Annotated in this window: 14 protein-coding genes; 6 read left to right on the top strand and 8 right to left on the bottom strand. The window is 61.3% G+C overall.

The window, feature by feature from the left end; translation table 11 throughout:
* Genes HBO41_RS10830 through HBO41_RS10815 form a run of 4 tightly spaced genes read right to left on the bottom strand, consistent with a single transcriptional unit; the run spans position 1 to position 5,182 of the window.
* Positions 1 to 1,572 carry an aldehyde dehydrogenase (NADP(+)) gene (locus HBO41_RS10830; RefSeq protein WP_169986181.1) on the bottom strand — a complete coding sequence of 524 codons (1,572 nt, stop codon included), beginning with the start codon at positions 1,570 to 1,572 and terminating at the stop codon, positions 1 to 3.
* A gap of 60 nt (positions 1,573 to 1,632) precedes the next feature.
* Positions 1,633 to 2,580 carry a dihydrodipicolinate synthase family protein gene (locus HBO41_RS10825; protein ID WP_169986179.1) on the bottom strand — a complete coding sequence of 316 codons (948 nt, stop codon included), beginning with the start codon at positions 2,578 to 2,580 and terminating at the stop codon, positions 1,633 to 1,635.
* Positions 2,581 to 2,618: 38 nt separating this feature from the next.
* Complete coding sequence (locus HBO41_RS10820) at positions 2,619 to 3,545, bottom strand: 4-hydroxyproline epimerase (protein ID WP_169986177.1); 927 nt, start codon at positions 3,543 to 3,545, stop codon at positions 2,619 to 2,621.
* An 11-nt stretch (positions 3,546 to 3,556) separates the two neighbouring features.
* Entirely contained in the window at positions 3,557 to 5,182 is a 1,626-nt protein-coding gene (locus HBO41_RS10815) for an APC family permease (RefSeq protein WP_017138871.1), read from the bottom strand.
* Positions 5,183 to 5,505: 323 nt separating this feature from the next.
* Between HBO41_RS10815 and HBO41_RS10810 the strand changes: the two genes are divergently transcribed.
* The 3 genes from HBO41_RS10810 to HBO41_RS10800 all read left to right on the top strand — a co-directional run bounded on the left by HBO41_RS10810 (position 5,506) and on the right by HBO41_RS10800 (position 8,981).
* Positions 5,506 to 6,264 (top strand): AraC family transcriptional regulator, encoded by a 759-nt coding sequence (locus HBO41_RS10810; protein WP_017138870.1) that lies wholly within the window; start codon positions 5,506 to 5,508, stop codon positions 6,262 to 6,264.
* Positions 6,265 to 6,336: 72 nt separating this feature from the next.
* Positions 6,337 to 8,403: a maltose alpha-D-glucosyltransferase gene (gene treS, locus HBO41_RS10805; RefSeq protein WP_169986175.1), complete on the top strand. Its 2,067-nt coding sequence runs from the start codon at positions 6,337 to 6,339 to the stop codon at positions 8,401 to 8,403.
* 185 nt (positions 8,404 to 8,588) lie between these two features.
* Positions 8,589 to 8,981, top strand: coding sequence for a tautomerase family protein (locus HBO41_RS10800; RefSeq protein WP_169986173.1), 393 nt, complete (start codon positions 8,589 to 8,591; stop codon positions 8,979 to 8,981).
* Between the two features lie 48 nt (positions 8,982 to 9,029).
* On the opposite strand, the gene HBO41_RS10795 is transcribed toward HBO41_RS10800, so the two are convergent.
* A complete protein-coding gene (locus HBO41_RS10795; protein WP_169986171.1) occupies positions 9,030 to 9,635 on the bottom strand; it encodes a cysteine hydrolase family protein in 606 nt (201 codons plus the stop codon).
* A 228-nt stretch (positions 9,636 to 9,863) separates the two neighbouring features.
* Here HBO41_RS10795 and HBO41_RS10790 point away from each other — a divergent pair, with 228 nt between their 5' ends.
* Complete coding sequence (locus tag HBO41_RS10790) at positions 9,864 to 10,733, top strand: S9 family peptidase (RefSeq protein WP_169986169.1); 870 nt, start codon at positions 9,864 to 9,866, stop codon at positions 10,731 to 10,733.
* A gap of 6 nt (positions 10,734 to 10,739) precedes the next feature.
* Here the strand turns inward: HBO41_RS10790 and HBO41_RS10785 are convergent, their stop codons facing one another.
* The 3 genes from HBO41_RS10785 to HBO41_RS10775 are packed head-to-tail and all read right to left on the bottom strand — an operon-like array spanning position 10,740 to position 12,314.
* The gene (locus HBO41_RS10785) at positions 10,740 to 11,441 is read right to left on the bottom strand and encodes a 2OG-Fe(II) oxygenase (RefSeq protein ID WP_169986167.1); all 702 of its coding nucleotides are present in this window, start codon (positions 11,439 to 11,441) and stop codon (positions 10,740 to 10,742) included.
* The gene (locus HBO41_RS10780) at positions 11,438 to 11,707 is read right to left on the bottom strand and encodes a metal-binding protein (protein WP_169986165.1); all 270 of its coding nucleotides are present in this window, start codon (positions 11,705 to 11,707) and stop codon (positions 11,438 to 11,440) included. Before HBO41_RS10780 ends, HBO41_RS10785 begins: the two co-directional genes overlap by 4 nt.
* On the bottom strand, positions 11,700 to 12,314 hold the full coding sequence (locus HBO41_RS10775) for a 2OG-Fe(II) oxygenase (protein ID WP_169986163.1): 615 nt from the start codon (positions 12,312 to 12,314) through the stop codon (positions 11,700 to 11,702). Before HBO41_RS10775 ends, HBO41_RS10780 begins: the two co-directional genes overlap by 8 nt.
* Positions 12,315 to 12,525: 211 nt before the next feature.
* On the opposite strand from HBO41_RS10775, the gene HBO41_RS10770 reads away from it, so the two are divergent.
* Both HBO41_RS10770 and HBO41_RS10765 read left to right on the top strand, forming a co-directional pair.
* Positions 12,526 to 14,244: a hydrogenase maturation protein gene (locus tag HBO41_RS10770; protein ID WP_169986161.1), complete on the top strand. Its 1,719-nt coding sequence runs from the start codon at positions 12,526 to 12,528 to the stop codon at positions 14,242 to 14,244.
* A gap of 90 nt (positions 14,245 to 14,334) precedes the next feature.
* A complete protein-coding gene (locus tag HBO41_RS10765; protein ID WP_017138861.1) occupies positions 14,335 to 15,672 on the top strand; it encodes an EAL domain-containing protein in 1,338 nt (445 codons plus the stop codon).
* The last annotated feature ends 147 nt before the right edge of the window (positions 15,673 to 15,819 follow it).

Genomic DNA, 15,819 nt, shown 5'->3' with positions numbered 1-15,819 from the left:
TCAGGCCTCTCTCTGGCCGTCGAGCAAGCGTCGCAACAGCAGCGGGTTGGCGTGTTGCAGCGCGGCGGGCAGCAAGCTGTCCGGGAAGTCCTGGTAACACACCGGGCGCAGAAAACGCAGGATCGCTGCGGTGCCGACCGAGGTGCTGCGCGAGTCGCTGGTGGCCGGGAACGGGCCGCCGTGGACCATGGCGTCGCACACTTCCACACCGGTCGGCCAGCCGTTGACCAGCAGGCGCCCGGCCTTGCGCTCCAATACCGGCAGCAGGGCTTGGGCGCGTGCCAGGTCGGCGCAGTCCAGGTGCAGTGTGGCGGTCAACTGGCCTTCCAACTGCTCGGAAACCTGGCGCACTTCTTCGTCATTGGCACACACCACGACCAAGGAGGCTGCGCCAAAGACTTCCGCCTGCAGATGCTCATTGCGCAAAAACGCGCTGGCCTGGGTCACAAACAGCTGCGCCTGGCCTTGATTCGGGCCTTGCGCCGCCAAGCCTTTGGCGGCGATTTGTGCGTGTTCAGTCAAGCTGCCGACGCCCGCTTCATAGGCCTGGAAAATACCTGGCGTCAGCATGGTCTGGGCGGCGCACGCCGGGAGCAACTCACTCGCCGTGGCGACAAAGCGCTCGAGTGCCGGGCCTGCGACCGCAACCACCAAGCCAGGGTTGGTGCAAAACTGCCCGGCGCCTTGGGTCAATGAGGCAACAAAACCTTGGGCCAACGCCTCTGCACGCGTGTGCAACGCCGCAGGAAACAGATACACCGGGTTGATCGAACTCATTTCCGCATACACCGGAATCGGCTCCGGCCGCGCTTGCGCCGCCTGGGTCAGGGCGATACCGCCGCTGCGTGAGCCGGTAAACCCCACGGCCTTGATACGCGGGTCGGTGACCAATGCGATGCCGACTTCGCGACCCGATCCATACAGCAGCGAAAACACACCGTCGGGCAAACCGCAGTCTTTAACGGCCTTGGCCAGCGCACGGCCGACCAGTTCGCTGGTGCCGGGATGCGCGCCATGGGCCTTGACGATCACCGGGCAACCGGCGGCGAGTGCAGAGGCGGTATCGCCGCCCGCTACTGAGAACGCCAAGGGGAAATTGCTCGCACCAAACACCGCCACCGGCCCCAGTGCGATGTGCCGCTGGCGCAGGTCTGCACGTGGCAATGGCTCACGCGCCGGTTGCGCGGTGTCGACGCGCACGTCCAGCCATTCACCGGCGCGCACCGTGCGGGCGAATGTGCGCAATTGCCCGCAGGTGCGGCCGCGTTCGCCCTGGATACGCGGGCGTGGCAGGCCGGTTTCGGCCATGGCGCGTTCGATCAACTCATCGCCGAGAGCTTCAATGTTGTCGGCGATGGTTTCAAGAAAGGCCGCACGTGCTGCCAGCGAGGTGTCGCGATAGCTGTCAAACGCCGCCCAAGCCAAGGCACAGGCCTGTTCGACATGCTCGCCAGCGCCGCCTGGGTAGGCGGGCGCCAGGGGCTGGTCGGTGGCGGGATTAATGGCCTGGATCGCTTCGCGATGGCCGCAGACTGCGTGCTGACCGATCAGCATCTTGCCCGTCAGAGTCATGGGGTGTCCTTGAAAAATGAGGGTTGGCCGCTGTGAGAACCACAGCGGCGCGCGAGGGTGTCAGGCCACGTTCTGTTCAGCCGACCAATTGGCGTACCACTGGCGGAACAGTGCGTACTGGTTTTCGGCGTAACGCTGTTGGGCGGTGCTGAGTGCGTCGGTTTCGTTGAAGTGCAGGGCGTAGCCCTGGTCGCCGTTGAGCACCATCAAATGCTTGTAATACAGCACCAGGTCGCAACCCTCGTCGAAGGACGACAGCACGGCCAGCGCGGCTTCCAGCTCACGTGCCAGGCGCCGGGCCTTGGCGTCGCCTTTGGCGGCTTTTTTGCTCAGGGCGACCAGTTGCAGCACTTCGCGCGGCAGTGCGTTGCCAATACCGGTGATGGCGCCGGTGGCGTTGCAGTTGACGAAGCCGTGTACCACTTGGGTGTCGACGCCGACCATCAGGGTCACGGCATCGTCCTGGGAGGTGATGTTTTCTGCCGCGTAGCGCAGGTCGGCGCCGCCGCCGAATTCCTTGAAGCCGATCAGGTTGGGGTGTTCACGGCGCAGTTCAAAGAACAGCTCGGCGCGGGTGGCGAAGCCGTAATACGGGCTGTTGTAGATCACTGCCGGCAGGTTCGGCGCGGCCTTGAGGATCGCCGAGAAGTGCGCCTTTTGCGCGGTGGCCGAAGCGCCACGGGACAGCACGCGCGGGATTACCATCAAGCCATGGGCGCCGACCTTGGCCGCGTGGGCGGCGTGGGCCACCGCTTCACGGCTGTTGACCGCGCCGGTGCCGACGATGGTCGGCACGCCAGCGGCAACCAAACGGGCCACGCCTTCCTGGCGTTCGGCTTCGGTCAGCAGCGGCCAGTCACCCATGGAACCGCAATACACCACGGCGCTCATGCCGATATCGATGAGTTCACGGCCCTTGGCGACCAGGGCGTCGAAGTCCGGTTTGCGTTCAGGCGTGCACGGGGTCATCAGTGCAGGGATGCAACCGGTGAAGATGTTGTCGCTCATTGTTCTAACTCCAGCGTTCAGTTAAATAAGGCCCGGGCTCAGATGCCCCAGGCAAAAGGGTCCTGTTCGTCGATCAGCAAGGTGCTGTCGGCGGTCATGTAGGCGCGGCCGGTGATGAAGGGGCGAATGCGCTCGCCATCCCATTCATAACGGCCTTCGAATTGGCTGCCGGTGATGCTGGCCTGCACCCAGGTGGCGCCGGGCGCGAGTTTGTCGTCAGCCGCCAGGCACGCGAGTTTGGCGCTGGTGCCGGTGCCACACGGTGAGCGGTCGTAGGCTTTGCCGGGGCACATGACGAAGTTGCGGCTGTCGGCGTGGGCGTCGTCGGCGAACAGTTCGATATGGTCGATCACTGCGCCGTCGGCACCGTGGATGCCTTGGGTTTCGAGGGCCTTGAGCATCGCCCAGGTGTAGTCGGTGAGGGTGTCGACGTTGTCCATCGCCAGCCTGTGGCCGTGCTGCGACACCAGGAAAAACCAGTTGCCGCCCCAGGCAACATCGCCATGCACCACGCCATAGCCCGGCACGTCCACCGGCACCTGCCGCTGATGACGGTAGGCGGGTACGTTGCGCAAGGTCACCGCGCCGTCGTCGTGCAAGGTGGCGGCTACCGGGCCGACCGGCGTGTCGATGGTGTGCACGCCGGGCGTTATGCGGCCCAAGTGGTGCAAGGAGGCGACCAGGCCGATGGTGCCGTGGCCACACATGCCCAGATAACCGGCATTGTTGAAAAAGATCACCCCGCAGGTGGCGCCTGGCGTGACCGGCGCGCAGTACAGCGCGCCGACCAGCACGTCATTGCCACGTGGCTCCAGCAGGCAGGCGCGGCGCCATTGATCGTGTTCGCTGCGCAACGTGTGCAACTGGTCGGCGATGGTAGCGCCGGCGAGCGCAGGGAAGCCGTCCATGACCAGGCGCGTCGGTTCGCCGCCGGTGTGGGAGTCGATAACATGCAGGCGCTTCATAACAGGCTCCATCAGTGAGTGGCTGGCGACAGTGGCGCGCTGTAATGCGCGTCGCTGACCGCTTCGCTTTCGTCGTCTTCGTGTTCCAGGCGCACCAGGTGCGCGGGCACGCCAGTGGCGGCGCCCCAGTAGTAAATGCCCAGGGCGCAGAGGGCGACGACCAGCGTGTCAAACGGGTGGCTGATCGCGCCGATGCCGCCGAAACTGCCGAGCTTGGACAGCAGGATAGTCACCGCGTAGAAGCCGATCAGCCAGGCCGACGAGCGCACTTGTTGCTTGAGATTCAGGTGCGCGGTCGGCACCCAGCGTGCGCACAGCAGGTACACCACAAACATCAGGATTTGCAGGCCAAGCAGCCACGACACGGTGCTCCAGCCGGACCAGTAAACGATCAGCGCGGCGATGATGAACGACAGCGGGCCGAGCACCGCCATGCCCTTGACCCGGAACGGCCGGGCCATGCCGGGCGCATTGCGGCGCAGCGCCGCGACGGTCACCGGGGCCACGGCGTAGCTTAAGATCAGCGCCGCCGACACCACATTGATCAGTGCTTCCCAGGACGGAAACGGCAGGGTCCAGAACACCGACAAACCAAAGGTCAACCACAGCGCCGGGCGCGGGATGCCGGACTTCTCATCAATGCGCGTAAAGATCTTGAAAAACGTGCCGGTCTGCGCCCAGCCGTACACCACACGCGGCGTGGCATTCATGTAGATATTGCCGCAGCCGCTGGGTGAGATCACCGCATCGGCCACCACCAGGTAGGCCAGCCAACCCACGCCCAACGCCAGGGCAATATCACGATAAGGCAGCGCCAGTTGCTTGCTGATACCCGCCCAGCCATCGGCCAGCATCTCGGTCGGCACGCCACCGAGGAAGGCGGTTTGCAGCAGCACATAGATGGCAGTCGACAGCAGCACGGAGAGGATCAAGGCAATCGGAATCGTGCGTTGCGGGTTCTTTACTTCACTGGCCACCGAGATGATCGGCGTGAGGCCCAGGTAGGCAAAAATCACTCCGCCGGCCGACACCGCCATCTCGATGCCCGACAGGCCAAACGGGGCAAAACCCTGGGTCTGGAAATTCGCCGGTTTGAAGAAGGTGAACAGCACACCAATCACCAGCAGCGGCACGATGAACTTGAATACGCTGACCAGGTTATTGGCGATGGCGAAGGTCTTCACACTGCGGTAATTGAGCACAAAGAACAGGCACAGCAGTGCAAATTGCACCAACCAGCCCAGGGTGGTCGGGTCGCTGGAACCGACCTTGGTCAGCTCGGGAAACCAGGCCGCGGCGTATTGGCGCGAGGCGACCACTTCGATCGCCACCAGGCTGGAGAACGCGATCAGCGTGATAAAGCCCATCAGGTAGCCCAGCAGCGGGCCATGGGAATACACCGGGTAACGCACCACGCCACCGGCGCGGGGCAGGGCGGCGCCGAGTTCGCAGTACACAATGCCCAGCAGCAGCACGGCGAAACCGCCGATCAGCCAGGAAATAATCCCCGCCGGGCCGGCGATGGCGGACACGTGGCTGGCCGCAAACAACCAGCCCGAACCGAAGATGGCGCCTAACCCGATAAAGGTCAGGTCCATCAGTGAAAGTTGTTTCTTGAACTTGCCTTGAGCAGACATGGCGGCGCCTTCTTGTGAGTTATTGGATAGGCATGCAGTGGCGATATCCTGAACCGATCAAGGGCGCTGCGATTGATGTTTTGCGTTGATGTGAATGACGAATTCGGCACAGTTTGAATGCGTAGATCCAGGCTTTTTTTTGTGGGAGCTGGCTTGCCTGCGATTGCATCACCTCGGTTTGCCTGAATGACCGAGGCGTCTGCATCGCAGGCAAGCCAGCTCCCACATTTTTGATCGAGTGTGGCTTCCAAGGCTGCCACAACCTTGTGTAGATACTCAGGCTGGCATAGGGCAATCTGCTTAAGAAAAATGGAGTGCAGGCCATGCTGCCCAGTGCATTTGCGAGCTTTCTACAGACCAACCGCCCCAACAGCATCGAGCAACTATTGGCGGGGGTCGCGCAGTTGTTGCCCTTGCTCGACGTAATCCCCAACGCGGCGATTTTCATCAAGGATATCGACGCCCGCTACGTCCTCGCCAACCACACCCTGGTGCAACGCTGCGGCCTCAAACAGTTGCAGCCGCTGCTGGGTAAGACCAGCGCCGAAGTGTTCCCTGCACAATTGGGGCCGGGCTACACCGAGCAGGACCGGCGCGTGCTGCAGCAGGGTTTTGTGCTAGAAGACCAGCTAGAGCTGCACCTGTATGGCAGCCGCGAACCGGGCTGGTGCCTGACGCACAAATGGCCGCTGTACAACGACAAGGGCGCGATCATCGGCCTGGCGGGTATTTCGGTGGACCTGCAATCGGCCAGCGAAAAGCATCCGGCCTACCAGCGCCTGGCCGCCGTGGATGAGCACATTCGCCAACATTTCAACCGCCGTGTCACCCTCGGCGAGCTGACCCGCATTGCCGGGATTTCCGTGGCGCAACTGGAGCGCTACTGCAAACGTGTATTCCACCTCACACCCCGGCAGATGATCCAGAAGGTGCGCCTGGAGCATGCGCACCGGCTGTTGCACACCGACCTGCCGATCACCGAGGTGGCGCTGCAATGCGGCTACACCGACCACAGCGCATTTACCCGCCAGTTCAAGGCATTGACCGGGTTTACGCCCAGGCAGTACCGGCAATTGGAGTAAATGCAACGAATCAAGGCCTCCGCCGCTCCTATGCTTACCAATCACCTTTTCACGGCAATAGGAAACAGGCTTATGACGGCGGCGGATAACGATCATGTGAACTGGCTGGTGCAACAATCCATGCTCAATGCGGCGCGTCAGCGGGCAAGGCTGTACAGCGGGCAAGGGCGTTTGTGGCAGCAGCCGTATGCGCAGACCCGGCCGCGTGATGCCTCAGCGTTGTCGTCGGTATGGTTCACCGCTTATCCGGCCTCGATTGTGACCCGTGAGAACGGCACGGTGCTCGAAGCCCTGGGCGATGAAAGCCTGTGGCAGGCGTTGTCGAAGATCGGCATCCAGGGCATTCACAACGGCCCGCTGAAAAAGTCCGGCGGGCTCGACGGCACACGGCATACGCCGACCATCGATGGCAATTTCGACCGCATCAGCTTCGAGATTGACCCACAGCTGGGCACCGAAGCGCAGTTGCAGGCCCTGACGCGCATGGCCGCCGCGCACAACGCGGTGATCATCGACGATGTGATCCCCTCCCACACGGGCAAGGGCGCGGACTTCCGCCTGGCCGAGATGGCGTATGAGGACTATCCGGGGCTCTACCACATGGTCGAGATCCGCGAGGAAGACTGGCCGCTGTTACCTGACGTCGCCGAAGGGCGTGATGCGCAGAACCTCAGCCCCGCGCAGGTGGATGCGCTGCGCGACAAGCATTACATCGTCGGCCAGTTGCAGCGGGTGATCTTCTTCGAACCCGGCGTCAAGGAAACTGACTGGAGTGCAACCCCGGTGGTCATCGGTGTGGATGACAAGCCGCGCCGCTGGGTGTACCTGCATTACTTCAAGGAAGGCCAGCCGTCGCTGAACTGGCTGGACCCCTCGTTTGCCGCGCAGCAGATGATCATCGGCGACGCCCTGCATGCCATTGATGTGATGGGCGCCAAGATCCTGCGCCTGGACGCCAACGGCTTCCTCGGCGTGGAACGCAAGCTGGACGGCACTGCCTGGTCGGAAAGCCACCCGTTGTCGATCACCGGCAACCAGTTGCTGGGCGGGGCGATTCGCAAGGCGGGCGGGTTCAGCTTTCAGGAGTTGAACCTCACTGTCGACGATATTGCCGCCATGTCCCACGGCGGCGCCGACCTGTCCTATGACTTCATCACGCGCCCGGCGTATCAGCATGCGTTACTGCTGGGCGACACCGAATTTCTGCGCCTGATGCTGCGTGAGATGCACAGCCAGGGCATTGACCCAGGCTCTTTGATCCATGCGCTGCAAAACCACGATGAGCTGACCCTGGAGCTGGTGCATTTCTGGACCCTGCACGCCCACGACAGTTACCTCTACCAAGGCCAGACGTTCCCCGGCAACAGCCTGCGTGAGCATATCCGCGAGCAGATGTACGAGCGCCTGGCCGGCGAGCATGCGCCGTATAACCTCAAGTTCGTCACCAATGGGGTTTCCTGCACCACCGCCAGCATTATCACGGCGGCCCTGGGCATCCGTGACCTGGAGGCGATCACGCCGGCCGATATCGAGCAGATTCGCCGGATCCATGTGCTGCTGGTGATGTACAACGCCATGCAGCCTGGGGTGTTTGCGTTGTCGGGTTGGGACCTGGTCGGCGCGTTGCCGTTGGCGGCCGATGCGGTTGCGCACTTGATGGGCGATGGCGACACGCGCTGGATTCATCGCGGCGCCTATGACCTGGTGGATTTGAACCCGGATGCTGAGCTGTCCGCCGGCCAGATGCCGCGCGCACAAACCTTGTACGGCAGCCTCAACAGCCAGTTGCAGGACCCGGACTCGTTTGCGTCCCAGTTGCAGAAAATTCTCGCCGTGCGCAACGCCTACGGAATCGCCGCCAGCCGCCAGATCCTGGTGCCGGATGTCGAACATCCCGGTTTGCTGATCATGGTTCACGAGTTGCCAGCGGGGAAGGGCACGCAAATCACCGCGCTCAATTTCGGCTCTACGGCGCTGACCGAAACCCTGCACCTGCCCGACATTGCGCCGGGGCCGGTGGTGGACATCATCAATGAGCGGGTCGAGGGCGATCTCACCGCTGAAGGTGAGTTCACCATCACGCTGGACGCATATGAGGGGCTGGCGCTGCGGGTGGTCAGCCTGTCGCCGATGCTTTAGGGGCGCGAAGCGCTGATCGCCTGGTCGATCAGCGCTGATTATGCATTTGCCGGGAGAATGAATAACATGCCATTTACGCATTATTAAATAAACTAATATGCGCTTGATGAATTTTGTTGTTCGGGCTAGCGTAGTGCCAATGGCCACTTTCGAGCACCGGCCACTGACCTGCCGAGGAATTTCCCATGCCTTTAGTTCGAATCGACCTGGCCGCCGACACCTCCACTGAAACCGCCGCTGCGATTGGCGATGTGGTCTACGCCGCCATGACCAGCGTGGCCAATGTGCCTGAACACGACAAATTCCAGATCATCAATCGTCACGCCAAGGATGAGTTGGTGTATCCGGCGGCGGGTTATCTGGGGGTTACCTACACGCCGAATATCGTGTTTATCCAGGTGACCTGGAGCGCCGGGCGTAGCATCGCGGTAAAAAAGGCTTTTTATAAATGTATCGCTGAGGGCATCCACGCCAAAACCGGGCTGCGCAAAGAGGATGTGTGGATCAACCTGGTGGATGTGAAACGCGAGGATTGGTCGTTTGGCAACGGAGAGATGCAGTACGTGCCCGACGAGTGAGGCAGGCCCGCAAGCAGGCGGCGACTCAGTGATGAGTCGCCGCCGTTTTTATTGGGCGTTCAACGCTTGTAGAAACTGGGTGTGTTTCAGCGTTTGCGAGAACATGGGCAAGGTGAAGTTCTCGGCGGCGTGTTGTTGCTCATCACTGAAGGTCGCGGTGCAGTCGGTCAACGTCACCACGTCGTAGCCTTTCTCATAGCCCGAACGAACCGTGCCTTCAACGCAGCAATTGGTCAAAAAGCCTGCGACGACCAGGTTCTGGATGCCGTTGTTGCGCAGCACCAGGTCCAGGCCGGTGGTGGCAAACGCATCCAGGCCGCGTTTGCCTTCTATGAGGATGTCAGCCGGCTCACGGGTGAGCGCCTCGCTGATTTCGGCGCCCCAGCTGCCGGCCCGGAAGGCACTGCCGTCTGCCACACCCTTGAGAATGCCGTAGGAGCGGTGCGTCAGCTCGGGGTAGCCGTCGGCAAATTGAATCGGCATATGGATGATCTTCACACCGAGTTTTCGGGCTTGCTCAACGGTGGTTGCAGTGTTCGCCAGCATGTCGGTGCTGTGCATGACGCCTTTGACCGCGTCGTGAAACACCCCACCCGCAGTGGTGAAGTCATTTTGGAATTCAATCAGGACCAATGCGGTTTTCGTCGGGTTCATAGTGATGCTCCGTCAGGTGGTTTTTTCACTACAGCAGTTATAGGCGCCAAATCCAAGGGCCGCACTTTTCGTGTGGGAGCGGGCTTGCCCGCGAATGCGGTGGGTCAGTCAAAATCCAGGTGTCTGACACAGCGTATCCCCCATAAAAGCCGCCAGTCATAAGATAGTAACGCTGCCCAGGCACAGTGGCGCACCGGTACTCGGACGTCCCTTTGTGCGGATTGAATCATGCTGCGAAACATCGGCTTTTGGCTGGGCCTTTTCATGTTGACGCCTGGGTTGGCCCTGGCTGCCCCCGCCAGTTTTGTGACGCGGGACATTACATTTGCCAATGCTGATGTTGCACTGGCCGGCACGGTTTACCTGCCCGAGCATCCAGTAGCCTGCGTGGTGCTGGTACACGGTTCCGGCCAGGTGCCGCGTATGAGTAGTTTTGCCACAACCCTGGCCCAACGTGGCATCGCGGTGTTGACCTACGACAAACGCGGCGTCGGGCAATCTGGCGGTGTGTACGCTGGCCCGGAAGTCGGCGGCAATAACCTCGACGCTTCCAATCTGGCGGCGCTGGCGGGTGATGCGAATGCGGCGCTCGTGGTGTTATCCACCACGCTTGCGGCCAACCCAGTGCCCGTTGGGCTGGTGGGTTTCAGCCAGGCGGGCTGGATCATTCCCCTCGCCGCCGAGCGTAATCGGAGCATCAACTTCATGGTGCTATTCAGCGGCCCACTGCTGACGACACTTGAGCAGCTACGGTTCCAGTTTCTGACCCAGGGCAAGGCAGATTTCTGGCATACCCACAGCGAGGCCGATGCCCGCCAACATATCGCGCAAGACCCGGACCGCTATGATTTTGCCGCTACCGACCCACGCGACGCACTCGCCAGCATCTCGGTGCCGGGGCTATGGTTGCTGGGCGGCCAGGACCTGCAAACCCCGGCGTTCATGGCCATCGAACGGCTGGGTGCGCTTAAAGCCCAGGGCAAACCCTTTGAATACCGGCTGTATCCCGAGTTGGGGCACAACGTCTCGCCCGGCGGTGCAGGCCAGTCGGTTGATGATACGGTTAAGTGGATCAAGGGCGTGAAGCTAACCCGTTAACCGCATTCATTTGGCATCGTGAAAGATGATGCCCAGCGTGTGGCGCTCTCCGCGATGCAGGCGGCTCACCCCATGACGCACGCTGACTGTGCAAAAATCACGCGCGGAACGTGCCGGGCGGCTGTTGACGGCAAAGATCAGTGCCTGGCCTTGTTCAAGGGGCACTACCTCAGCCCGTGCGGGTTTGCTGGAGCCGGAGTGGGTGAGGACGAACTCACCCCCTTCGAAGTCCACACCTGGCTGATCCAGCAGAAACACCGCCTGAAACGGAAACACCTGCTCGCCATACAAGTCCTGGTGCAGGCAGGTGTAGTCATTTTGCCGATAGCGCAGCATCAGCGGCGTGGGCCTGCATTGGCCGGCCTGGTGACATAGCGCTTTGAATTCCACATGGGTGTCGGGGAATCGTTGATTCATCTTCAGCGCCGCGTGCCAGCGGTTGGCGACTGGTGCGAGGCGCGCGTAAAGATGCGAGCGCAGGCTGTCGACGAGTGCCGGCAGCGGGTAGCGAAAGTACTGGTATTCGCCACGCCCGAAGGCGTAGCGCTCCATGACGATGCGGCTGCGAAAGTGGCTTTCATCGGCATAGAGTGCCGCGAGTTGCCGGCAAGTTTGCCGAGTCAACAGTCGTGGCAGCAGGGCGAAGCCGTCGTTCATCAAGGCCGCTTCGATCATTGGCCAATCGAGATTTTCCAGGTGAGTGTTCATAAAGGCTGCTGAAGTTTCCATTGGCGATACTCGGCCGGCATGCACACGGCGCAAGGGCGATAGCCCGCTGCGATGGCGCTGGATTGATTGAGGAAAAACACCCGGTGCTGCACATAGCAGCCACGGGCGATGGCGTACAGTGCCGCACGGCAATCCAGCGTGCCGTAGCGTTTACCGCGTCGATGACCAGCCAACGTGCCCGGTTCGGCGCTTGAGTAGGCTTGGCCATCGCTGCCCAATAGCCGCCACATGCGCTCGTCAGTCATGCGCCGCCCCAGGGCATAAGTGAAAACTGAGCAAAAAACCGCGCCGTTCGCCGCTTCGGACGCTGCTGATCGCGTGTTTCATATTCACCCGGTAGTAACCCTTGCTGCCCTTGAACGGGCGGTGTGCCGTGGTGATCACGGCCAGATCGCCGCGCTGCAACGGCACCACCATCGGCCGCGATTGCATTCTGGGGCGTTGCTCGGTAAGGACACATTCGCCGCCGGTGAAATCCTCGCCGGGCGCAGACAGCACGCCGGCCAACTGAAATGGAAATACGTGCTCGCCCTCGGCGTCCTTCCCCAGCGCCTGGTGCTCGTCTTTGCGCAGGCATGTCAGTTGGGGCAGTGCTTGCTGCTGGCCGACGGCGCGGCACTGCGCATGAAAGTCGGTGAGTTGGGGAGGGTAGCGGTAGGGCAGTTGCAGGATGTCGTTCCACCGGTTGGAAAGCTGTGCCAATGGCGGATAAAAGCCGTTCAGTAGGTGGGTGAACAAGCCTGGGACCTCAAGCCCGAACATGCCGGGCAGCACGACGAAACCTTCGCGGTCGAGTTCCAGGCCGATGGTTTGCCAATCCAGGTGTACCAGGGTGGCGGCAAGGGGAGTCATGAAAGCCTCGGTCACTGTGCATTTGCGCCAGTGTAGGCAGGCGCCAACCCACTGAAACTCCGGTTCTTGCGACGCAATTCTCCCTGGCTGACCGAACATTGATCTCGATCAGGTGCCCCGCCTGACAGGCCTTTTAACCTTGCGCTTCCATCAAAGGCCAGGGACGGCTCAATGCGAGCCTGTGGCCGTGCACCTCAAGGAAGAGTCTGCCATGCGATCACTGAAGATCATCTTGTTGTCCTCTGCATTCAACGGTTTGACCCAACGGGCCTGGCTGGATTTGCGCCAGTCTGGGTTTGACCCCAGCGTGGTGCTGTTCACCGATGAAGCCACGGTGTGCCGGCAAATCGAGGCGGCGGACGCCGACCTGGTGATCTGCCCGTTTCTCAAGGACCGCGTGCCGCAGCAGTTGTGGAGCAACCTCGACCGCCCGGTGGTGATCATTCATCCGGGGATTGTCGGTGACCGTGGCGCCAGCGCGTTGGACTGGGCCATCACCCAGCAGGCCCGTCGCTGGGGCGTCACCGCGTTGCAGGCGGTGGAGGAGATGGACGCAGGGCCGGTCTGGTCGACCTGTGAGTTCGACATGCCCGCCGAGGTGCGAAAGGCCGAGTTGTACAACGGCCTGGTGAGTGACGCTGCGATCACCTGTATTCGCTACGTGGTGGAAAAATTCACCCGTGGTGTGCTCCCTGCGCCACTGGATTACACGCAGCCCAACGTTATCGGGCGCTTGCAGCCGAACATGAAGCAGGTAGACCGTGCTTTCAGCTGGCACGACTGCGCGCGCTTCATCAAACGCAGCATCGACGCCGCCGACGGCCAGCCGGGTGTGTTGGCCAGCATCCAAGGCGAGCAGTACTACTTGTACGACGCGCACCTGGATGCACGCCGGGGCCTGCCGGGTGAAATGCTCGCGGTACAGGATGATGCGGTATTGGTCGCAGCCGGCGATCAGAGCGTGTGGGTCGGCTCACTTAAACGCAAGGCCCAGCCAGGCGAGGAAACCTTCAAGTTGCCGGCCCGTCACGTGTTGGCCGGGCGCCTGGCGCGTGTGCCCGTGCTGGACAGCTCAATTGCCCACCAAGCCTTCAATGAACAGGCCTATCAACCGATTCGCTACCGTGAATGCGGCGATGTCGGCGAATTGACCTTCGAGTTCTACAACGGCGCCATGAGCACTGAACAATGCCAGCGGCTGGTCGCTGCACTGCGCTGGGCCAAGGCACGGAACACCCAGGTGCTGCTGATCAAAGGCGGGCGCGGCAGCTTTTCCAACGGCGTACACCTCAACGTCATCCAGGCCGCACCCGTGCCGGGGCTGGAGGCTTGGGCAAATATCCAGGCGATCGATGATGTGTGCCAGGAACTGCTGACCGCCCGGCAACTGGTGGTCAGCGGCCTGACCGGCAGTGCCGGTGCCGGCGGTGTAATGCTGGCCCTGGCGGCCGATATCGTCTTCGCCCGTGCCGGCGTAGTGCTCAACCCGCATTACAAGAGCATGGGCCTGTATGGCTCCGAATACTGGACCTACAGCCTGCCGCGTGCGGTGGGCAGTGAAATTGCCCATAAGCTCACTGAAGAGTGCCTGCCGATCAGCGCCATTCAGGCACAGCAGTGGGGCATGGTGCAGGACATTGGGCCACGTTGCCCGAGTGCGTTCAGTGCATGGTTGCTGCAAGCGGCCCAAGGCGCGCTGAGCGATGAGAAATACGCCGCGCAACGCATGCGCAAAGCCACTATCGACCTTGAGCCAATGGATCGCTGCCGCCAAAACGAGTTGGCCCAGATGGAACTGGACATGGTGCACAACCGCCAGCAGTTTGCCGAGAAGTGCCGCAACTTTGTGTTCAAGCGTAAAGCCTGCCAGACGCCGCAACGGTTGATTGCGCCGTGGGCGTTGGCGCGTAAGGGCGAACTGGTCGACTGAGCGGTACTGCGGTTTTAGTCCCAGTCCTATTTGTTTCTGTTTTGGCGCTGATAAGCTTTTTTCCTGAAACAATCTCGGGAAATTTTTGTCATGATCCAAAATGCCGTCGTGCCCAACGAGTTCAGCGCGCTACGTGTCGTCACGTTGGCATCCGATGCTGCCTGTGCGCATCGGCTCGCCTTCGCCTTGAGCAGCATGGGGGTAACTCCGATTGCCAATATTGGCACCTTGAGCGCCGTTGAGGCTTGGCTGCGCGAGTCCCCGATCGACGTCATTGTCTGCGAAATTCGCCCAGAGTGCGGTGATGGGCTGATGTTGCCGAGCCTGCTCAGGGGGCTGCACGAAGCAGGCACACTGGCCCGGTTGCCCTGCATCTTCTGGACCGGAGAGACGGCCTTGGACGCGCCCGCGGGCGAGGTCGACGTGACCCGTAAAACGCCTGCAAGCCCGCTCTGGATCAAGTACATGGGCGGGGTTGCGGTCAGTGCGCTGGAGTCCCATGCGCGGTTGGCGCGAACGGCGGGGATCTCCGTGCAAATCCTGCGCGAAGGCGCAACCCTGGCGCTGGGCGACGCCTTGCGCGCGGTCGTGCTGACGCGCGCGCAGCCGGATGCAAGGCTGAATATGAACACTTTTGATGACTTGGCCGAAGATGAGGTGATCAACGCGCTGACCACAGGCGAGGGCTTGCGTTTTGTGTTCCAACCGCAATTTGAGCTGCTGAGCCGGCGTATCGTGGGGGCCGAAGCGCTGGTGCGTTGGAAGCATCCACGATTTGGGGAAATCCCCCCTTCGGTATTGATGCCCTTGGTCAACCGCTTGGGCCTGGACCTGCTGCTGTTCAGCCTGGTGGAGATGTGGACGATCAAGGCCATGCTCGCGCTCAAACGCGAACATATCGGGATTCCCATTGCTGTAAACGCGTCGGCTAAAACCATTTGCACCCCCGATTTCTCCGAGCGCCTGGCCGCGCGGATGCGCCAGGCCGGCCTGCCGAACCGGCTGCTGAAAATCGAGCTTACTGAAGATGTACCCGAACCGGATGAGCTCTACCTATCCGCCTCGTTGACGGCGATTCGGGCCAAGGGGTTCCAGGTATCGATGGACGACTTCGGCACGGGCGCTGCTACGTTGAACCTGTTGGCGAACCTGTCGTTTGATGAGATGAAAATCGACGGATCGTTTGTGCGTGGGGTTGAACAGCACTCGTCTTCACGCAAAGTCATTGCCGGTATTGTCAATTGGGCGCGACTGCTCAGTTTGAATTTGGTGGCTGAGGGCATCGAAGACGAGTCGACGATTGCGTTGCTCTATCGTTTGGGTTGCCGAGTGGGGCAGGGTTACGCGTTGGCTCGCCCAATGGAAATGGACGATTTCTTGAACTTTGTTATTCAGCGGGAAAATAGTGCTGGTGCTGAGCGCTTTTAGGAGTGATCTGATACCCGAATGAGTGCCCGTGCATTAACTTTCGCATCCGCTCACTGTTTAAGAACTATCGGTTGCTGAGTTGGTTTGGCTGTTGTTATGTGTGTTATGTGCGATTGTTCAATATCACGGATGCCGTTGATTTTATAG

This window comes from Pseudomonas sp. WS 5146 (assembly GCF_012985495.1).
In the GTDB taxonomy this organism is placed as follows: domain Bacteria; phylum Pseudomonadota; class Gammaproteobacteria; order Pseudomonadales; family Pseudomonadaceae; genus Aquipseudomonas; species Aquipseudomonas edaphica.
This window is presented reverse-complemented; position numbering and strand designations above follow the sequence as displayed.